The organism is Paracoccus sp. P2 (genome assembly GCF_046335115.1).
Taxonomy (GTDB): domain Bacteria; phylum Pseudomonadota; class Alphaproteobacteria; order Rhodobacterales; family Rhodobacteraceae; genus Paracoccus; species Paracoccus pantotrophus.
The window spans coordinates 1-19,248 of sequence record NZ_JBGOSN010000025.1 but is presented as its reverse complement, the minus strand read 5'-3'; the positions used below and the strand labels follow the sequence as shown (position 1 = coordinate 19,248).

Genomic DNA, 19,248 nt, shown 5'->3' with positions numbered 1-19,248 from the left:
TCATGAGCGAGAAGGAATCTGCCGCAGCGCCAATGAGGCTACAGGCCGAGCCGCCCCGCGTCACCCGGCTGTCGCGAAAAGTGCTGGCGGGCATGGCCGGGATCGCCGCGCTCGGGATCGGCGGGGCACTGATCCATGCGCTGCAGGGCAAGGATGTCGAACGCAGCGGCGAGGAACTGTTTTCCACCGAGAACCGCGCCACCGCCGACGGGCTGGCGGAATTGCCCCGCGACTATGCCGGTCCCGCGCTCGGACCGGCGCTGCCCGGCGATCTCGGCCGCCCGATCCTCGATGCCCGCAACCGCGGCGCGCCGATGCCGGCGCCGGATATCGCCGCCCCGCTCGAACCCGCGCCCGCCATGGATGCGGCCGAGCAGCAGCGGTTGGCGGAAGAGGAAGCGGCCCGGCTCAGCGGTGTGTTCTTTCAGGGCGGGCCGCGGCCTGCGGGTGAGCCGGACATGGGCGCAGGGAGCGTCGGGCAGGCCACGGGTGGGCTTGGTGCCATGGGGCAGTCGGGGGCCACAGGGGAGCAGGATCGCCATGCGGCGTTTCTGGGCGGAGCCGCCGTTCGCGTGACGGTCGCCCCGGATCGCGTCGAGGCGCCGGCCTCGCCCTATATCCTGCAAGCCGGATCGGTGATCCCGGCGGCGCTGATCACCGGCGTCCGCTCCGACCTGCCCGGCCAGATCATCGCCCAGGTGACGCAGCCCGTCTATGACAGCCCCACCGGCTCGATCCTGCTGATCCCGCAGGGCACCCGCATCGTCGGCGAATACGATGCGGATGTCATATTCGGCCAGCGCCGGGTGCTGCTGGTCTGGAACAGGCTGATCTTTCCCGACGGCCGTTCCCTGGTGCTGGAGCGCCTGCCCGGCGCCGATGCCAGCGGCTATGCCGGGCTCGAGGACGGCGTCGATTACCACTGGGGAGAGCTGATGAAGGCCGCCGGGTTGTCGACTCTGCTCGCGGTCGGCGCCGAGCTTGCCGCCGGCGACGAGGAGGACCGGCTCATCCGCGCCATCCGAGACGGCGCCCAGGACACCGTCGACCAGGCCGGCCAGCAGATCGTCCAGCGCCAGTTGCAGGTCGCGCCGACCCTGACCATCCGGCCGGGTTTCCCGGTCTGGATTCTGGTCTCGCGAGATCTTGTGTTCGAAAATGCAGGAGGATGACACCATGACGAAGCTGAAGCTGGGACCGATCGCGGATGATACGCCGGTGAAGCTGACCGTCGAACTGCCGGCGCGCCTGCATAGGGATCTGGTGCTTTACGGCGAACTGCTTGGCCGCACCGGAGCCGGCGGGCAGGGCGCAGCAGTCCCGCCGCAGAGACTCGTCGTGCCGATGCTGGAGCGGTTTCTGGCATCGGATCGCGGGTTCGCAAAGGCAAGACGGAGCGTCGGTGCCGGGCGTCGACTTGGCGCCTGATTCATTGCGCCTTGCTGGCTTGCGCCGACAGGATCCGCGTCAGGCTGAGCAAGCGGCGCAGGGCCGGGTTGTCGTTGCGCGGCGACCAGACCGCGCAGAAGGGCAGGGGCTCCGTCGTGAGCGACCGGAAGGCGACGCCGGGGAAACTTACGCCGGTCGTCGCCTCGCTGGTGAGCGTCAATCCTTTGCCCAGGGCGACGAGTTGCATCAGCGTGTCGCGGGACACCGGGCAGCGTTCGACACTTGGGTGATGGCCGAGCTCCGACAGATGCCGGACCAGATAGTCGTGGATTTCCGGTCCCGGACTGGCCTCGCTGACGACGAAATGCCGGTTACGCAATTCGGACCAGGCGATCCGCTTCCGGACCGTCAGATCGTCGTCCTTCGGAAGCGCCACGAAGACCCGCTCCTTCCAGAAGACTTCGACATCGCATTCCGTCGCTTCGGGGGTGCCGGTCAGGAAGGCCACGTCCATGCAATGCTGGCGCACCGCAGCGATGTGATCGCTCGGATTGCCTTCCACGAACACGCATCGCACACCGGGATGATCGTCATTGTAGCGGCGCAGCAGATCGGCCAGGAAGCCCGAGGCCAGCGAGGCGAAGATGCCGATCCGCAGCACGCCATGCTCGACCCGGCCGGCCGCCCCCACATCCTTGATGGCCAGGTCGATCTCGTTGAGCGCCCGCCGGGCGTGCGTCAGGAATCGCTTTCCGGCATCCGTCGGCGTCACGCCGCGCTTGTGGCGGATGAAGAGAGCGGCGCCGGTCTCATCCTCAAGGTCGCGGATGCGCCGGCTGATCGCGGATTCCCGCACGCCGAGTTCACCCGCCGCTGAACTGAAGCTGCCATGCTCCACCGCCGCGGCGACGTAGCGAAGGTGGCGAAGTTCTATCGCTGTTGTCTTGGATCGACGTTGCATTGCGTGGTCTCTCCTCCCAGAAACAAGTTCTGCCCTTACAAAGCGGGCAACTGTCCTGCTCCGTTCGGGTCGTGTTCCGAAAGTCCAAATGCGGTGGCCTGAACCGCACGGTTTCGAAGATATGCTGGCGCCAATGGATCCGACTCCAGCTACAACCAAAGTTCAATTGCTATGATGCCAACGATGAAAAAGCGACGTAACCTCTCATAATACACGCAATAATCGGGATCATTAGGGGTCATAGATTGCATGCCGTAATGAACCCTGCTCATCAATGCGCGCGCTACAGGCACCATTTCACCCTCGCCCATGCAACGCTGGACTGGGGTTGTCATAAGCCTTCCTGACGATTCGGTTCAGCGGTCAGGGAACATTGTGACCGGCTGCCTGGATCAGGCCATACCACTCAGCGCGGGTGAGCGGGATATCCGAGCCTGCCGCCGCCTCTACGATGCGCTCGGGTTTGGTGGTCCCCAGGACCACCTGTATGCCGGCGGGATGCCGGGTGATCCAGGCCGTCGCGATCGCGGTCGGCGTGACCTTGTATTTCGACGCAAGCCGTTTGAGTGTATCTGGCGTCTCTGTCCCATTGAGATTTGCGGTTTTGGACCTGCGGCTGATCGGCGATTTTTCTTCTGAAGTTTCAGAAGGGTTTTGGAATGGCGGATGGCGGGGACGGATTTGTCGGGCGTTGCGAGGTTGTAGAGCCTCGTCGGAGGAACCGGCGCTGGCCTGACGATGTGAAGGCTCGGATTGTAGCGGAGAGCCTGCAACCCGGTGTTCGGGTTGCGGATGTGGCGCGGCGTCATGACATGCAGCCCCACCATCTTTCGGAATGGCGTAGCCGTGCGCGGCGCGGATTGCTGGCTCTGCCGGCCGATTTCATGGCGCAGCCCGAGTTGCCCCGTTCCATTTCCCCGGAGCCGTTTTTTGTGCCGCTGGCGGTTGACGATCCTTCTGATCGGCAAGCCGGGAAGGCCGTGCCTGTGGCGCCTGATCGGCACAGGCACGGGATCCTGACCGTGGAAATCGGCGCCGGCATCGTGCTGCGTGTTCCCGGTGATGTCGCAGTGGAGCGTGCCGCCGCGCTGGTGCGGGCGTTGCGGGGAGAGGCATGATCGTTGCGGGCGCGCGGCAGCCGATCCTGATCGCGACGAAGCCGGTGGACTTCCGCTGCGGGCACCAGGCCCTGGCGCTGATGGTTCAGACCGAGTTGAAGCTCGACCCGCATTCCGGGGTGACGGTGATCTTCCGCTCGAAACGCGGGGACAGGTTGAAGATCCTGGTGTGGGACGGCACCGGAATGGTGCTGACCTACAAGGTTCTGGAACACGGCAGCTTCGCCTGGCCCAAGGTCCAGGACGGGGTGATGCGGCTGTCGCGGGCGCAGGCGGAAGCTCTGTTCGAGGGTCTGGACTGGCGGCGGACGGTTGCGCGGCGCGTGGCGGCGCCGATTGCGGCGGGGTAATCAGACGGGTATATTTTGCCTTGTTTTACTGGGATTTCTGGTCCGGATCGGGTAGGAAGGCGCATGTCGCAGCCCTTCGATCTCAGCCTGTTCCCGGACCTGCCTCCCGAGGTGAGGAAGGCTTTTGCGGCGATGCAGTTCGAGCTTTCGGTCGAACGGGCAGCCCGCCATCACGAGCAGGCGGTGGTGGCCGAGAAGGAAGCCTTCATCACCGAACTGAAGGCGCTGATCGAGAAGCTGGAAGGCCAGGTCCGGGATTACCGGCGCACGAAGTTCGGACCGAAATCGGAAAAGATGGACCCGGCGCAACTGGCACTGGCGCTGGAAGATCTGGAAACGGCCATTGCCGAGACCCAGGCACAGATCGCGGACGTCGAGGACAGGATCGCGGCCAGCGAACCAGAGCCCGCGAAGCGCAAGCCGCGGGCGCCCCGCAAGGCACGGGCATTGCCCGAGAGCCTGCCGCGCGTCGAGCGGGTGGTCGAGCCCGACAGCATCGTCTGCCCCTGCGGTTGCGGGGACATGGTCCGGATCGGCGAGGACCGGAGCGAACGGCTGGATTACATCCCGGCACGTTATCAGGTGATCGCCACGGTGCGCCCCCGTTATGCCTGCCCCAAGGGGCGAGCCGGTGTGGTGCAGGCCAAGGCACCCGCGCATCTTCTGGAGGGCAGTTGGCCGACCGAGGCACTGCTGGCGCAGATCGCCGTTTCCAAGCATTCCGAGCATATGCTGCTGAACCGGCAGGCCGTGGTGATGGCGCGGCACGGGCTGCCGATCGAGCGCTCGGTGCTGGCCGACTGGATGGGCCGGACCGGCGCCCTGATCGCGCCCGTGGTCGACCACATGGCCAGGCGGCTGATGGCGGAAAGCACGCGGCTCTATGTCGATGAAACCACCGCCCCGGTGCTCGATCCAGGGCGTGGCACGACGAAAACCGGCTACCTCTGGGCCGTTTTACGGGACGACCGGGGTTGGGGCGGCACCGCTCCGCCCGGCGTGGTGTTCCACTACCGGCCCGGGCGTAAGGGCGAATATGCCGCTGAAATCCTTGCTGGCTTCGATGGCACGATCCAGGTTGATGCCTATGGTGCCTATACCCATCTCGCCACGCCAAAACGCACCGGCGGCGCTCCCTTGCGGTTGGCCTTTTGTTGGGCGCACGGCCGACGCAAGCTGATCAAGGCCAAGCCGAAGAAAGGCTCACCGATCATCGATGAGGCGCTCCTGCGCATTGCTGCGCTCTACAAGGTCGAGGATGCCATCCGCGGAAGCGATCCGGAACATCGACGGGCCGTCCGGCAGGAACTGTCCCGCCCCCTGGTCGACGCGTTCTTTACCTGGCTGAAGGCACAGGCTGCCCGGGTCTCGCGAAAATCCGACCTTGGTGAGGCCATGGCCTATATGCTGAAGCGCCAAGACGGCTTCCGGCTGTTCCTTGATGACGGCCGCGTCGACATCGACTCCAACCTGGTCGAGAATGCCATCCGAAGCCCGGCCATGAACCGCCGCAACGCATTGTTTGCCGGCCATGACGAGGGCGGACGCAACTGGGCTCGCTTCGCCAGCCTCATCGGCACATGCAAGATGAATGGCGTCGAGCCCTATGCCTACCTGCGCGATCTCTTCACGCGCCTGGCCAACGGCCACCTGGAAAAAGACATCGACGCCCTGATGCCCTGGGCATATGCCCAAGCGGCGAAACCAGCCGGGATGAGCTCATAAAGGACTCTTTTCTGAGCTACGAACGGGCATCAGCTCTGTCCGGCACCCCGCGGCGCAAGCCTGAAATCAATGGGGCGCAGCCGCCGCATACGTTTGAGTTCGGCATTGAGCTTCGGATATTCGGGAGCGTCGAAGAACACCCCGTCCTGAAACGCTTTCTGGAATGGCGACCATGCCTGCAACGTGATCCTGTGGATCCGCGCGTAGTCCACGATGCCGCCGCCGTCACGGGTGATCGAGTCGTCGAATCCCGTCATGTTCGATGACAGGCCCTGGGCGATGATCGTGGAGTGCGTTACCGAAAGCTGGATCTGGTTGGCGACGATCGGTTGGGTCACGGCCGTCTTGAGCAGGTCGATCTGACGCGGCGTGTGGTTGGAGACACCGAAGGCACGGACCTTGCCGGTGGATTCCAGATGATCGAAGGCGCGGGCGACCTCTTCGGGCTCCACCAGAGCGTCGGGCCGGTGCAGCAGCAGGACATCGATATAGTCGGTCGCCAGAGCCTTGAGCGAGCGTTCGACCGAACCGACGATGTGCTCGTAGGACTGATCGTAGTGCCAAGGCTTGTCCACGATGCTCGTCTTGGTCTGCAGGACGATCTCCTCGCGCTCGGCGCCGCTCAGCTTCAGCGCCTCGGCGAACCGGCGCTCGCACAGATGCGGCCCGCCGCCGGGATGGTTGAACCCGTAAAGGTCGGCATGATCGAAGAAGTTGGTGCCCGCCTCACGCGCTGCGGTGTAGAGGGCGCGAATTTGGTCGTCGGTGCTGCCGGCAATGCGCATCATGCCCGCGATGATGTTGGGCACCTTGATGTTCGTGGTTCCCAAGGGGACGGTCTTCATGGAAATCTCCTCATCAGAATTTTGGAAGGGCTGGATAGGCGCACCGTGCTTCTCCCGCGCTTACCAGGGCTGATTGGCCGGCCCGACCGTGAACTCATTGATGGTGGTGTCGTCGGGTGCGTCGATGGCGAACGCGACGACATCGGCGATCCGGTCGGGCGAGATGCCGTAGCGGTCATAGACGGCCTGCATGCCCTCGGCCGTGCCCTTGTCGCTGATCGTGCCCAGCAGCTCGGTGTTGATGGCCGCCGGATAGATCGCCGCCGTGCGGATGTTCGTTCCTTCCGTGGCGGATTCCATGCGCAGGACCTCCATGAAGTCGCGCACGAACCATTTCGTCCCGCCATAGACCGCGCCGTTCGGATAAGCCTTGAGACCGGCTACCGACGAGGTGGTGATGACGTGGCCGGATTTCTGCGCAATGAACTCCGGCAGCACGGCGGCAACGCCGTTCAGGACACCGGTGACGTTGACGGCGACCATCTCATGCCAGTCATCGGTCTTCAGCGCCGATAGCGGCGAATTCGGCATCAGGCCGGCGTTGAGGAAGATCACATCTACCTTGCCGAACTTCTCCTTTGTCAGCTTGACGATGGCGTCGTTCTCGGCCTGCTTCGTGACGTCCAGTTCCTGATAGACGGCTTCGCCGCCTTCCTTGGCGATTTCCTCGGCGATACGCTTCAGCTTGTCTTCGCGGCGTGCGCCGAGGACGACCAGCGCCTCAAGCTCGGGAAAGGTGACGGTGCCCACCTGGGCAAGGGCCGGCGCCGGCCCTGTGCCGTCGGGCATTGTCAGATAGCCTCCGACAAGGGCGAGAGCGCCGGCGACCGACGCGGCGCTGAGGCCGAGGATCTTCTTCTTCATGGCGTTTGTCCTTTCTCTGGCGGGGGCGCGCCGATCGGCGCGGCGCTCCGCAGTTGGCTTTTCCTCCCCATTGGCGATCAGGCCGCTGCGCGATCCTTTCGCGAGGTCAGGGCCGCGAGGACGGCCGCGACGAGCAGAATGACGGCGCTGGCGGTGAAGGTGCTCTGGTAGCCGCTTGCGTCGAACAGCAGGCCGCCGACGACCGCGCCCAGCGTGATTGCGAGTTGCACGACCGCCACCATCAGGCCACCGCCAGCCTCGGCGTCGTGCGGCAAAGTGCGCGACAGCCAGGTCCACCAGCCGACCGGAGCCGAGGTCGCGAGCAGGCCCCACAGGACCAGCAGCGCGGCCGTCACGGCGAAGCTGCCGCCGAAGGCGATCAGGGCTACCGCGATGGCGGCGGTCAGCCGGGCGGCATCATCGCCTTCGATCCGCAGGGAGAGCACCTGTTCCTCTCGGTCGGCGAGCGCATGCGGCCTGACACGGCGCAGGACTGCGCCCATGTATGCAGTAGGATTGAACAGCTATGGCGGCCCCGACGTTCTACATTTTGTGGAGCTTCCCGATCCCCATCCGGCGGCCGGCCAGGTGCGCGTGAGGGTCCGCGCGGCCGGCGTCAATCCGGTCGACGTGATGGTTCGCAAGCGAGCAGCCGCCTTTCGTGCCGGGAATGGACATTGCCGGCACGGTCGATGAGGTCGGTGAAGGGATCGATCCCGAACTGGCGGTGGCAATCGGCCAGGATGTGGTCGGCGTCGTCGACAACTTCGGAAGCTATGGCGGTTACAGCCAGTATGTGTGCCTGCCTGCCGCCTCCGTCATCCCCATGCCGAAAGAGGTCGAGTTTCCCGCCGCGGCATCCTTCTTGATGAACGCACTGACCGCCCGCAACGCTCTCGACACGTTGAAGCTGCCGCGCGGCGCTTCATTGCTGGTCACTGGCGCCGCCGGCGCGGTTGGCACCCATGCCGTCGCCCTGGCGCACAGCGAAGGCGTGCGCGTCGTGGCGATCGCCTCTGCCGAAGACGAGGCGTTCCTGCGCGCCGCCGGTGCGGACGACGTCATCCCCCGCGGCGACGATGCCGTAGAGCGCGTTCGCGATGCCGTCCCCACGGGCGTCGACGCCGTGCTCGATGCGGCGGGCCTCGGCAGAGAGGTTGCGCCTGCCGTGCGCGACAAGGGGACAATCATCACCTTGCGGCCCGGCAGTGACGGAAGTCTTGAGCGTGGCATCGAGCCGGTATTCGTCAACGTGCGCGAGCGCGTTGCCGATCATGCGGCAATCGCTCGCCTCGGCCAACAGGTCGCCAGCGGTTTGCTGGCCTTGCGCGTTGCGGCGATCTACCCGGCGGCGGAGGCGGCGGCCGCCCACCGGCAACTGGAGGAAGGCGGCCAGCGTGGACGTCTGATCCTGACCTTCGACGGAGTGTAGCGCCCCCGCCCGGCGGTCGCGCCTGTCGTTCTCAGGCACGGGCTGGATTGATGAATCCAGCTCATAACCACAAGCGAAACAGACGGTCTAATCCGGCTGCTTCGGCAACCCCACATCTCCAACGATCGAAAGGAGACCGAAATGACCGACCAAGTAAAATCCGGCACCACGCAGGCATCCGGCCTGGACTTCGGCCGCCGCGACCTCCTGAAGCTGACCGGCGCTGGCGTCGCCGCCTTCGGCGCGGCCTCAATCTTCAACACGTCCAATGCGAGGGCTCAGACCATGACAGAAGAATGGGACAAGGTTTTCCCGAAGAGTGAGAATGTCGACCATGAGAAGGTGACGTTCACCAACCGTTACGGCATCACGCTCGCGGGCGACCTCTATCTGCCAAAAGATCGCAGCGACAACCGCCTGCCGGCCATCGTGGTCGCCGGCCCGTTCGGCGCCGTCAAGGAGCAGTCGTCCGGCCTCTATGCGCAGACCATGGCCGAGCGCGGCTTCGTCACGCTGGCCTTCGATCCGTCCTATACCGGCGAAAGCAGCGGCGAGCCGCGCAACGTCGCCTCGCCCGACATCAGCACCGAGGACTTCATGGCGGGCGTGGATTTCATCGGCCTGCACCCCTCGGTCGACCGCGAGCGCATCGGCGTCATCGGCATTTGCGGCTGGGGCGGCATGGCATTGAGCGCCGTGGCCGTCGACAAGCGCGTCAAGGCTGTGGTCGCCAGCACCATGTATGACATGACCCGCGGTATGTCGAAGGGCTACAACGACAGCGTGACCCTCGAACAGCGCACGCAAACGCTTGAGCAATTGAGCCGGCAGCGTTGGGCGGATGCGGAAAACGGCACCCCAGCCTACCAGCCGCCCTACAACGAGCTGAAGGGTGGCGAAGCGCAGTTCCAGATCGACTACCACGACTATTACATGACGCCGCGCGGATATCATAAGCGTGCGGTCAACTCGGGCAATGCCTGGACGCAGACCACGCCGCTGCCGTTCATGAACCTGCCGATCCTGACCTATATCGCGGAGATCGCGCCGCGTCCGGTCCTGTTCATCCACGGCGAAAACGCCCACTCGCGCTACTTCAGCGAGACCGCCTTCGCGGCCGCCGCCGAGCCGAAGGAGCTGATGATCATTCCGGGCGCCAGCCACGTCGATCTCTACGACCAGATGGACAAGATCCCGTTCGACAAACTGACCAGCTTCTTCAGCCAGCACCTTGCCGCCTGACAGCGACAAGATGGGCCTGACTGAACCGGCAGGCCCATTGATGTCTCCTGGCATTGGAGGATCGTCGCATGCTGAAACCTTTGTTGGGCGCGGCCATCCTCGCCCTGGGATCGGTTGGACCCGCCATGGCGCAAGACCGTATCCGCATTTCGTCCGATTGGGGCGAAGTGACTGCCGAGCTGGCCGACAACGACGCTGCCCGCGCGCTCTCCGCGATGCTGCCGCTGACCATCGAGATGCGGGACCATATGCGCCAGGAAAAGACCGGCGACTTGCCTTCCGCCTTGCCCGATCTGCCACGGCAGCAGGACTTCTCCACCGGCATGCTCGGGCTGTGGAGTTCCGATCATTTCGTCATCTACTACAAGGACGGGCGTGTTCCCCGCCCCGGCATCATCGTGCTTGGCCAGGTCACGGGCAACGTCTCGATCTTCGATCGACCGGGTGAGATCACGATCCGGGTTGAGCGGGCGGATTGAGGATACTGCCGGAAGCGCCCGTTGGGCCTTGGCGCAGGTGTCGGCTATAATCGCCTTGCTGGTATGAAGGAGATTCACGAATGACGCGCCAGAATGTCAACGACCTGCTCGCCTTCCTAGCCGTCGCGCGCGAAGGCAGCTTCACCAAGGCGGCCACCCGGTTCGGTATCTCGCAATCGGCCTTGAGCCACACGATCCGCCAGCTCGAAGCACGGCTCGGCATCCGCCTGCTCACGCGCACCACACGCGCGGTCGCGCCGACGGAGGCCGGCGAGCGGCTGCTGGAGCGGATCGGGCCGCATTTCGACCAGATCGAGGTCGAGATCGATGCCCTGAACGAGTTGAGGGAAAAGCCGGCCGGCACGATCCGCATCAATGCGTCGGACTTCGCCATTTCGAGCGTTCTGTGGCCGAAGCTGAAGCGCTTCGCACCCAAATATCCCGACATCAAGGTCGAACTGCTGCTCGACAACGGCCTCACCGACATTGTGACGGAACGCTACGACGCCGGCGTTCGCATGGGAGAGCAACTCGCCAAGGACATGATCTCGGCTCGCATCGGACCTGACTTCCGCTTCGCCGTTATTGGCTCGCCGTCCTATCTCAAGGGCCGCTCGATCCCGGAGAAGCCGCAGGATCTGATGCAGCACAACTGCATCAACTATCGGTTCCCCTCTTCCGGCGGGCTTTATGTCTGGGAGTTCGAGGACGAGGAGGGCCGCGAGATCAAGGTCCATGTCGAGGGCCAGCTCGTCTTCAACAACATCTTCCACGTTCTCGACGCCGCACTTGCCGGCCAGGGTCTTGGTTATGTGCCGGAGGAGATCGCGCTGCCGCACATAGCAAAGGGCCGGCTCCAGCGCATGTTGGAAGGATGGTCTCCTTTGTGGGACGGTTACCACCTCTACTATCCGAGCCGCCGCCAGGCTTCTCCTGCCTTCGTCACCTTCGTCGAGGCAATGCGCCATCGCGACTAATCCCGGTCGAGGCTCGCGGCTTTCGACCCACACCGTCACGCTTCAAGGATCGAACCCGACATGCGCCCCTATATCATCTGCCACATGATCACCTCCATCGACGGCCGCCTTCATCCGAGCCGCTTCACGCCTGCCGCCAAAGGCGTCTCGGCCAAGACCCTGAGCGGGCACTACGAGGACGTCGCCGCACGCTTCGAGGCGGAAGGATGGATCGTCGGCCGCAAGACCATGGCCGAGATCGCCAAGGGCAAGGAGCGCGGCATCGCCGATGCCCCGGCCGTGCCGCGTGAGCCGCATGTCGGCAACCGCAACGGCCGCAATCTCGCCATCGCCATCGATCCCTCCGGGCGTGTCCACTACGGGAAGGACAGCATCGGCGAGGATCATGCCGTCGCCGTCCTGGGCGAACAGGTTTCCGACGCCTATCTGGCCGAACTGCGCGAGGACGGCGTATCCTACATCTTCGGGGGTCCGGACGGCCATTACCTTCCCACTGCGATGGAACAGCTTGGCTCGGTCTTCGGCGTGAAGAAGCTCCTCCTTGAAGGCGGCGGCACGATCAACGGCGCGTTTCTGCGCCATCGCCTGATCGACGAGTTCAGCACGCTGATCTCGCCCGCCGTCGATGGCGTGGCCGGATCGGACAGCATCGTCGACTACAGGGGACTGGCAGGGGAGCGTCCCAGCGCCGGACAGGCGCTCCGTCTGATCTCCTGCGAGACGCTCGAAGGCGGCATGGTCTGGCTGCGCCACAAGGTCGAGGAAGCGCCGGCAGAAAGCGCGTGAGCCATTCAGGACGGATCGTCTATTCGGCGCCGTCCGGCTCTGGGATGTGTCCCTCGATATGCTCGGAACGCGATAAGTCGGCGCCGTTCTGGCGAAAAGGGAAGCAGACAGTGGCGCGGATCTTCGTCACCGGCAGCACGGAGGGGCTGGGTCGCGCCGCGGTGCAGATTCTGATGCAGGACGGTCATCAGGTGGTCCTGCATGCCCGGTCGAAGAATCGGTCAGCAGTCATTTCCGATCTGGCGCCTCGTGCGCTCGGCACCGTCGTCGGCGACCTGAGCAGCGCCGCCGTGACCCGCGCGATCGCAGAGCAGGTTATGCCATCGGCCGCATGGATACGGTCATCCACAACGCCGGCATCTATTCGACGCCGGATCGTTCCGCAACGCCCGAGGGCCATGCGGCCATTCTCGCGGTCAACACGCTGGCGTCCTACATGCTGACCGCGTTGATCGAACGCCCTGCGCGCTTGATCTATCTCAGCAGCAGCATGCACAGCGGCTGCGCAAGGCCTCTCGATGACATCGACTAGATCGAGCGGTGCTGGAACGCCGCCCAAGCCTATTGCGAAAGCAAGCTTTATGTCGAATGGGCGGGTGGGGCGCACCGGACGATCTCGAGGAAGGCCATCGCACACAGACCTGGCTGGCCGTCAGCGACGAGCCTGCAGCGAAAGTCAGCGGCCGCTATTGGCATCATCGCCGGCAGGAGACGCCGGCGCGCGAGGTATCCGACATCGCGTTTCAGGATCGGTTCGTCGACAAGCTCGCCGAGATTACCGGCGTTGCCCTCTCCTGAGGCGACGTGCCCATCATGATCCATGATCCATGATCCATGATCCATGATCCATGGTCGCGCGTCGCTCCATTGACCAACTTGTCAGCGATAGGCGGCGGGTTTGTCGCCGTCGGTATTGGGCTGGCTGATACCGAGGTTCTCGTTGACGTGGAGTGACGGATTCTTCACCAGATCGGCGATGAAGCGCGCGACGCTGGCGCGCGAGGTTTCCGTGCCTTTGAACGTCTCGCCCTTTTGGGTCAGTTCAACCTCTTCGACCGGCTTGTTGGTCAGCCAGACAGGGCGCAGCACGGTGTAGTCCAGCGAGGACCTTTCCATCGCCTGCGCCGTCTTCAGGTTGGTCGGCCGCGTATAGCCCGTCATCCCCTTGTCCCAGGAATTGAAGGGTTCGGGCAATTCGTCGTAGATGCCGCCCGCGCTGATCGTGATCAGGCGGCGCACGCCCAGGTCCTCCATCACCGCAACCACGCCCTCGATCTTGTCGCCCAAATCCATGCCGCCCATCGCACTGATCACGATATCCTGCCCTGGATCGCCCGTTTCAGATCATCTCGGTTCGTGGCATCGCCCTCGAAAACATGGACACGCGCGCCGTTGAGATCGCGAAGACGCCCGGCGCGGCGCGCGAACAGTGTTAGCTTCACGTCCCCCTGTTGCAGCAGGCGCGGGATTATCACTCTGGCCGTGGCGCCGTTGGCGCCCAGGACGATGACGTTTTTCATCCATGGTATCCTTGGTTGTTCCTGGATTTGACCCAAGCCACGTCGACCAAGGGCTTCATCCTTGCGAATTGATGGAGAAAGATTAGCCAATATCCGGCGTTCGCTTTAGATGGCGCGGTTCGCATGTGCCTATGAGCCAGATTCATGAGTAGTTCACCTCCTCCTGTCGCGTGACGCCCGCTTGCAGCAGCCGCGCGGCTGAAGTCACCGTCCTCGGGCCCAGAGTGCTCCTGGCGAGCGCGCGGCAGATCGGCAACATGGACCACGTCTGGTATCGACGCTTCGATTTGCGAACTGCACGCCATTGTCGGTCAACACCGTGTGGATCCGATATCGCACAGCTGCGATCAGATCGCGCAGAAACTGGGCCGCAGCCATCTTTCCTGCCTTCTGAACGAGGCGAACGAAGGCAAACTTGCTGATTCTGTCAATCGCGACAAAGAGATAGAGCTTCCCTTCGGCAGTCTGGTCCTCGGCGATATCCACGTGGAAGTAGCCAATGGGATAGCGTTTGAAGCACTGCCGTTGCGGCTTGTCGCCATCCACCTCCGGCAGGCGCGATATCCATTCGCCATTGGGCTCGAACCAATGGCGCCGCAATGGCTCATCGTTGAAGACAACGGTGCAAGGCTGAGCGCGTCAAATGCGGAAGAAACAGCTGCAGGGCATAGAGACAATCGGCCAGTGGCAGCAACGTATGCCGCCTGAACGCCACAATCACCGCCTCCTCTTCCCCGCTTAGCACCGTCGAGCGAGGTTGCCAAGGCGGCGAACTGCAGCAGACCGGACCCGTGGTGAAAGTTGTCGGTGTGTCCGACCTGTGAGCAAACGTGGAACCGAGACGACGGCGCCATCTCGGGCGGCGGCCTTATTTTCATCCTAGTTGACATTATCTCATATAGCGGGATAACGTGATGAACACACTCTGATGGGCTGGGATGTTTGAAGAACGACAGGATGAACACGGGCAAGATCATCAAGATTTCCGGCCATACGCTATTGCGGCTTACCACCGTTAAGCTGCGGGCAAGGTCCGCAAGTCCACGGCGAAGAGCCCGATGAGGCCAAGGAAGCCGTTGTGTTCCAGCCAGCAGCCGGCGACTCCCAGAGGCGTGATCAGCTGCAGATTTCGGGGAGACGTTCAGTCCGGTCAAGACGATCCGACATGAGACCAGGACTTCAGAATACGATAGTGCTTAGGGAGGACGAAATGTCGAACACCACCATAGGGCGCGCCGCGCTCGTGGTCGTCGCGCTGGCTGCAACATGCGGCGCCGCCAGCGCCGAATTGGAAACCGTTCATCTGGAGATGATCAACGGCAACCACGGCGATCCGACGACCATCAACATTCTCCAGCCGTTTTTCGACAAGACGCTGCCCGAAGCGTCAGGGGGAAAGATCACGGCACGTTCCGTCGCTTATACGGAACTTGGCATGAGCGGTTTCGAAATGATGGATCTGCTGAAGCTGGGAACGAATGACATCAGCTGGGGCGTGCCCGGTTATCTGTCGGGTGAGGCGCCGATCGCGGAAGGGATTGATCTTCCGGGACTCGTTGGCGGCTTCGATAAGACATTCGCCGCGCAGGACGCCTATCGCGAGATACTAGACCGTGCCTTGAGGGAGAATTTCAACGCAAAGCTGATCTTCTATTCCCAGCAGCCGGCGCTGCAGGCCTACTGCAACCTGACCCCTGCGGAAATCGAAAATTTCAGTCTTGATACGATGCGTGGAAAGAAGGCGCGCATTCATAGTACCGCCTTTGCGGACTTCGTGGAAACATTCGGCGGTGTCCCTATCACCATGCCCTTTGCGGATGTGATTCCGGCGCTGGAACGCGGGGTGTTGGACTGTGCATTGACCGGACCGACCGCCGCCTACGCCGTGAAGATCGGTCAGGTGGCGAATACCGTGGTCGAGATCCGGTCCGGCTATACCCCGCATTTCTTTGCGATGAATCTTGACAGCTGGAACGGGCTGAACGCCGAAACCCAGGAATTTCTGACCCAGAAATTCGCTGCAGTCGAGGTGAAATCTCGTGAGTATGTCAAGCATCTGCAAGACATCGCAGCGAATTGCCTCGCGGATGGTCCTTGCGAACTGGGCGAGCCTCTGGGGATGAAATATGTCAAACTGACCTCGGGAGACGAGGCACGCCTGCGGCAAGGGGTTGAAGATACCGTGCTGACCCGCTGGGCAAGCCGCTGCGGGCCGGGCTGTGCCGAGGAGTGGAACAATGCTCTGGGCAGCATCTTCGGCATGAGCATCAAAACTCACTAACGTCTTGCAGCGATCGTGCCGCGGTTATGGCTGCGGCATGATCCATGCCAGAGAGGAGCAAGTCATGTCCTTGCATACCGTTCATTCCGGCCTGAGCCGCGCGGCGCGCATTGCGTGCATCGCGGGGGGCTTGGGGATCATCTTCCTGTCCATTATGATTACAGTGGATATTCTCTTGCGCAAGCTGTTCGGTACGACCTTGGGCGGCGCGCATGAGTTCTCGGGCTTCATTTTCGCGGTCGCTACGGCCTTTGCCTATCCCTATGTCCTGCTGGACCGGGCCAATATCCGGATCGACGTGGCCTATAACCTTGTCGGAGTGCGGATCCGTGCGATCCTCGACTTTCTCGCCATGCTGGCGTTGCTTATCTTTGTCTTCCTGCTGGCGCGCTCGATCTATGACCTCGCCGCAGCGTCCTGGACGAGCGGCAGGATGAGTATCGGCATCGTCCGCGTGCCGTTGTGGTTGCCGCAAGGGCTATGGGTGTTCGGTTATCTTCTCTTTACTGCAACTGCCGCTTTCCTGACCCTTTATGCGGCCATTGGCCTGTTCCGTCGTGACTGGCAACTCGTCAATCGCGTCGCGGGCATCCCCAGCGTCAACGAAATGATCCAGGAAGAAACCCACATCGGAGGCGGGGATACCGGCTCCGACGTGACCTCAGCCAAACATCCGGGGGACCGCTGATGGCCCCGTTTTTCATTATCATCGCCATTTTGGTTCTGCTGGCTGCCTCGCTTCCGGTCGGCGTGGTTCTGGGGCTTCTGTCCTTCGGCGTTGACGAGCTTTATCTGGGCAACCGGATGGCGCGCGCCATCGGCAATATCTACTGGGAAAAGAGCATCGACTTCCTGCTGATGGCGGCGCCGCTGTTCATTATGCTGGGTGAGATCATCCTGCGCGCCGGTATCGCGCACAAGATGTATCACGCGGTCAGCCGCTGGCTGACCTGGCTGCCCGGCGGGCTGATGCACGCCAATATAGGCACCAGCGCGTTGTTCGCCGCCACCTCTGGCTCGTCGGTGGCCACCACCGCCACCATCGGCGTCGCCGCCTATCCCGAGATCAAGCGCCACAAATACAACGAAAGCCTGTTCATGGGCTCCATCGCGGCCGGTGGTACGCTGGGCATTCTTATTCCGCCCTCGGTCCTGCTGATTCTCTACGGCATCCTGACCGAGACCTCGATCCCTGAACTTTATCTGGCGGGCATTCTTCCTGGCCTCGTGCTGTGCGGCCTGTTCATGCTGATGGTCTTCGTCCTCTGCCTGATCAGGCCGTCTTGGGGCGGCACCCGCATCAAGACGACATGGAAGGAACGCTGGTCTGTCCTGCCTGACCTTCTTGCGCCGCTGATCCTGTTCATGGCGGTCGTCGGCTCGATATACGCCGGGATCGCGACCCCGACCGAAGCCGCCGCCGTCGGCGTCTGCATGGCGCTGCTTCTGGCCGCGTTCAATCGTACGCTTGGCTGGACCCTGATTGCGGAGGCCTGCATCGGCACCATGAAGACCACGGCCATGATCATGCTGATCGTGCTGGCCGCCATGTTCCTGAACTTCCTGTTCACCTATATGGGCGTCACCCGGGCGATGTTGGGATTCATTACCGAATTGGGCCTGACTCCGGTGCAGACGATCCTGATCATCGTGGTCTTCTACCTGCTTCTGGGCATGTTCATGGAGACCACGGCGATGGTGCTGACGACCGTCCCGCTGGTCTATCCGATCATCGCTCACTTGGGAGTTTCGGAATACAACGGCGTGTGGTTCGGCATCGTACTGACCCTGCTGATGGAGGCCGGGCTGATCACGCCGCCCATCGGGATGAACCTGTTCGTGGCGCATGGCATCCGTGACAGAGGCAGCAAGTTCAGCGACGTGGCCATCGGTGCCCTGCCGTTCCTGATCCCGATGATGCTCATGGTCTTCGCGATGATCGCCTTTCCCACGCTGGTAACCTGGCTGCCCGATATGTTCTACCAGTAAGGATGCCTCGGGGAGGTGGCGACGGTTTGTTCATGTGGTGAGGGCCTTGGCGAGTTGCGGATCTCAACCCGCCAGCTTGCTGTCTCCAGTTTCTGTCCTGCCTGTCCCGAATTGCCGCGACAAAGGCAACCCTTCGTGGTGGCATCGCGTGTTGCGGCTTACCCATTGCGAGACAATGGACGGTGGCATGCTCTGGCTGCGGTACGCTGTGAAAGACGTCTGAAGGATCGCAATCATGAGGATATTCCTGATCGGAGCGACAGGCGGAGTCGGGCATCGACTCCTGCCCATTCTCGTGGGGAAGGGCCACGAGGTCACCGGCCTGCATCGCAAGGCCGAGCAAGCGGACGACATCACGAAGGCTGGCGGAATGCCGGCTCGCGGCGACATCATCGACATGGCCGTGGACGATCTGGCCAGAGCTGCGCGCGGGGCCGATGTGATCGTGTTTTCGGCCGGCGCAGCCGGCAGCGGCCTTGAGCGAACCACCGCGATTGACGGCGATGGACCGATCAAGGCCATCGCGGCGGCGCAAAAGATCGGGACGCGGCGACTGTATCTCGTGTCCGCTTTCCCCGATTCACAGAGGAGCCAAGAGCGCGATAGCCGCTTCGAGCATTACATGGCCGAAAAGAAACGCGCCGAAATTGCCGTGGCGTCCTCGCCTTTGGACTGGGTAATCGTTCGCCCCGGTAAGCTTGTCCATGAGGAGGGCCACGGTCAGGTCACGATCGGTGCAGCAGTCAAGTCCGGCAAGGTGGCGCGCGGCAATGTCGCTCAGGTGATCGCAGCGCTCATTGAGCGGCCGGAGATCAAACGAGAAATCTACGAGCTCACCGATGGCGATACGCTGATCAGGCAGGCAATCGACGCCTTGGTCCGGTAGTCAGGGCGCTAGGGCGTGTTGACAAAAGGGATTCACCGGGCGCGGTGATCGTGATTCAAGCTGGTATCTGCAATGGAGACCAGCGTGGCACGAGACCTGATGTCGAACGATGAGTGGGCGTTCTTTGAACGCTTCATCCTGGCTGTCCGTTCTCCGAACGGCCGCAAGCCCACGAACCATCGGCTTGTTCTGGATGGGATTTTCTGGATCGCCCGAACGGGGTCGCCCTGGCGCGACCTGCCGGAAGAGTTCGGCAAATGGTCGTCTGTCTATCGGCAGTTCCGGCGCTGGACGTTGGCGGGGCTGTGGGAACAGATCCTGGAGGCGCTGAACGAGAGCCGGATCGTGCCGGATGCGCTGCAGATGATCGACAGCACCGTGGTTCGCGCTCATCATCAGGCAGC

Annotated in this window: 21 protein-coding genes and 5 pseudogenes; 19 read left to right on the top strand and 7 right to left on the bottom strand. The window is 63.0% G+C overall.

The genetic code is table 11. The features are described from left to right. Window positions 1-2 precede the first annotated feature (2 nt). Both ACDP63_RS15615 and ACDP63_RS15610 read left to right on the top strand, forming a co-directional pair. Complete coding sequence (locus ACDP63_RS15615) at window positions 3-1,172, top strand: TrbI/VirB10 family protein (protein WP_409928226.1); 1,170 nt, start codon at window positions 3-5, stop codon at window positions 1,170-1,172. Window positions 1,173-1,176: 4 nt separating this feature from the next. Next, window positions 1,177-1,428: a DUF2274 domain-containing protein gene (locus ACDP63_RS15610; protein WP_409928225.1), complete on the top strand. Its 252-nt coding sequence runs from the start codon at window positions 1,177-1,179 to the stop codon at window positions 1,426-1,428. Window position 1,429: 1 nt separating this feature from the next. Here ACDP63_RS15610 and ACDP63_RS15605 read toward each other — a convergent pair whose 3' ends face one another. Both ACDP63_RS15605 and ACDP63_RS15600 read right to left on the bottom strand, forming a co-directional pair. Then, the gene (locus tag ACDP63_RS15605; RefSeq protein WP_409928224.1) at window positions 1,430-2,350 is read right to left on the bottom strand and encodes a LysR family transcriptional regulator; all 921 of its coding nucleotides are present in this window, start codon (window positions 2,348-2,350) and stop codon (window positions 1,430-1,432) included. A gap of 363 nt (window positions 2,351-2,713) precedes the next feature. Continuing rightward, entirely contained in the window at window positions 2,714-2,971 is a 258-nt protein-coding gene (locus ACDP63_RS15600) for an aldo/keto reductase (protein ID WP_409928273.1), read from the bottom strand. Between the two features lie 38 nt (window positions 2,972-3,009). On the opposite strand from ACDP63_RS15600, the gene tnpA reads away from it, so the two are divergent. From tnpA to tnpC, 3 genes are all read left to right on the top strand, one after another. Next, entirely contained in the window at window positions 3,010-3,468 is a 459-nt protein-coding gene (tnpA, locus tag ACDP63_RS15595; RefSeq protein ID WP_272849162.1) for an IS66-like element accessory protein TnpA, read from the top strand. Then, a complete protein-coding gene (gene tnpB, locus ACDP63_RS15590) occupies window positions 3,465-3,818 on the top strand; it encodes an IS66 family insertion sequence element accessory protein TnpB (RefSeq protein ID WP_272849163.1) in 354 nt (117 codons plus the stop codon). Before tnpA ends, tnpB begins: the two co-directional genes overlap by 4 nt. 63 nt (window positions 3,819-3,881) lie before the next feature. Then, on the top strand, window positions 3,882-5,543 hold the full coding sequence (gene tnpC, locus ACDP63_RS15585) for an IS66 family transposase (RefSeq protein ID WP_409928223.1): 1,662 nt from the start codon (window positions 3,882-3,884) through the stop codon (window positions 5,541-5,543). Window positions 5,544-5,572: 29 nt separating this feature from the next. Here tnpC and ACDP63_RS15580 read toward each other — a convergent pair whose 3' ends face one another. The 3 genes from ACDP63_RS15580 to ACDP63_RS15570 form a co-directional block, all read right to left on the bottom strand. After that, window positions 5,573-6,388 (bottom strand): aldo/keto reductase family oxidoreductase, encoded by an 816-nt coding sequence (locus tag ACDP63_RS15580; protein ID WP_409928222.1) that lies wholly within the window; start codon window positions 6,386-6,388, stop codon window positions 5,573-5,575. Window positions 6,389-6,448: 60 nt separating this feature from the next. Continuing rightward, window positions 6,449-7,252 carry an SDR family oxidoreductase gene (locus ACDP63_RS15575; RefSeq protein ID WP_409928221.1) on the bottom strand — a complete coding sequence of 268 codons (804 nt, stop codon included), beginning with the start codon at window positions 7,250-7,252 and terminating at the stop codon, window positions 6,449-6,451. Window positions 7,253-7,329: 77 nt separating this feature from the next. Then, on the bottom strand, window positions 7,330-7,755 hold the full coding sequence (locus tag ACDP63_RS15570; protein WP_409928220.1) for a hypothetical protein: 426 nt from the start codon (window positions 7,753-7,755) through the stop codon (window positions 7,330-7,332). A 155-nt stretch (window positions 7,756-7,910) separates the two neighbouring features. Here ACDP63_RS15570 and ACDP63_RS15565 point away from each other — a divergent pair. The 9 genes and pseudogenes from ACDP63_RS15565 to ACDP63_RS15525 form a co-directional block, all read left to right on the top strand. Then, window positions 7,911-8,075: pseudogene (locus tag ACDP63_RS15565) on the top strand (alcohol dehydrogenase catalytic domain-containing protein); the annotation flags it as partial. Between the two features lie 3 nt (window positions 8,076-8,078). Then, the gene (locus ACDP63_RS15560) at window positions 8,079-8,684 is read left to right on the top strand and encodes a zinc-binding dehydrogenase (RefSeq protein ID WP_409928272.1); all 606 of its coding nucleotides are present in this window, start codon (window positions 8,079-8,081) and stop codon (window positions 8,682-8,684) included. 141 nt (window positions 8,685-8,825) lie between these two features. Next, a complete protein-coding gene (locus ACDP63_RS15555; protein ID WP_409928219.1) occupies window positions 8,826-9,926 on the top strand; it encodes an alpha/beta hydrolase in 1,101 nt (366 codons plus the stop codon). A 68-nt stretch (window positions 9,927-9,994) separates the two neighbouring features. Further along, complete coding sequence (locus tag ACDP63_RS15550; protein WP_409928218.1) at window positions 9,995-10,405, top strand: cyclophilin-like fold protein; 411 nt, start codon at window positions 9,995-9,997, stop codon at window positions 10,403-10,405. Window positions 10,406-10,485: 80 nt separating this feature from the next. After that, window positions 10,486-11,382 (top strand): LysR family transcriptional regulator, encoded by an 897-nt coding sequence (locus ACDP63_RS15545; RefSeq protein ID WP_409928217.1) that lies wholly within the window; start codon window positions 10,486-10,488, stop codon window positions 11,380-11,382. A gap of 60 nt (window positions 11,383-11,442) precedes the next feature. Further along, on the top strand, window positions 11,443-12,168 hold the full coding sequence (locus ACDP63_RS15540) for a dihydrofolate reductase family protein (RefSeq protein WP_409928216.1): 726 nt from the start codon (window positions 11,443-11,445) through the stop codon (window positions 12,166-12,168). 44 nt (window positions 12,169-12,212) lie between these two features. Then, window positions 12,213-12,476: pseudogene (locus ACDP63_RS15535) on the top strand (SDR family NAD(P)-dependent oxidoreductase); the annotation flags it as partial. Window positions 12,477-12,499: 23 nt separating this feature from the next. Next, entirely contained in the window at window positions 12,500-12,700 is a 201-nt protein-coding gene (locus tag ACDP63_RS15530; protein ID WP_409928276.1) for a hypothetical protein, read from the top strand. Between the two features lie 56 nt (window positions 12,701-12,756). Then, complete coding sequence (locus ACDP63_RS15525; protein ID WP_409928215.1) at window positions 12,757-12,966, top strand: hypothetical protein; 210 nt, start codon at window positions 12,757-12,759, stop codon at window positions 12,964-12,966. 81 nt (window positions 12,967-13,047) lie between these two features. Here the strand turns inward: ACDP63_RS15525 and ACDP63_RS15520 are convergent. Both ACDP63_RS15520 and ACDP63_RS15515 read right to left on the bottom strand, forming a co-directional pair. Further along, window positions 13,048-13,688: pseudogene (locus tag ACDP63_RS15520) on the bottom strand (SDR family oxidoreductase). A gap of 279 nt (window positions 13,689-13,967) precedes the next feature. Further along, window positions 13,968-14,454: pseudogene (locus ACDP63_RS15515) on the bottom strand (DDE-type integrase/transposase/recombinase); the annotation flags it as partial. A 444-nt stretch (window positions 14,455-14,898) separates the two neighbouring features. On the opposite strand from ACDP63_RS15515, the gene dctP reads away from it, so the two are divergent. The 5 genes and pseudogenes from dctP to ACDP63_RS15490 all read left to right on the top strand — a co-directional run. Further along, window positions 14,899-15,969, top strand: a complete 1,071-nt coding sequence (dctP, locus tag ACDP63_RS15510) for a TRAP transporter substrate-binding protein DctP (RefSeq protein ID WP_409928214.1) — start codon at window positions 14,899-14,901, stop codon at window positions 15,967-15,969. 64 nt (window positions 15,970-16,033) lie between these two features. Then, window positions 16,034-16,657 (top strand): TRAP transporter small permease subunit, encoded by a 624-nt coding sequence (locus ACDP63_RS15505; RefSeq protein WP_409928213.1) that lies wholly within the window; start codon window positions 16,034-16,036, stop codon window positions 16,655-16,657. After that, on the top strand, window positions 16,657-17,958 hold the full coding sequence (locus ACDP63_RS15500; protein WP_409928212.1) for a TRAP transporter large permease: 1,302 nt from the start codon (window positions 16,657-16,659) through the stop codon (window positions 17,956-17,958). The genes ACDP63_RS15505 and ACDP63_RS15500 overlap by 1 nt, the downstream gene beginning before the upstream one ends. A gap of 235 nt (window positions 17,959-18,193) precedes the next feature. Further along, window positions 18,194-18,844 (top strand): NAD(P)H-binding protein, encoded by a 651-nt coding sequence (locus ACDP63_RS15495; RefSeq protein WP_409928211.1) that lies wholly within the window; start codon window positions 18,194-18,196, stop codon window positions 18,842-18,844. A gap of 72 nt (window positions 18,845-18,916) precedes the next feature. Continuing rightward, a pseudogene (locus ACDP63_RS15490) lies at window positions 18,917-19,248 on the top strand (IS5-like element ISPme2 family transposase); the annotation flags it as partial.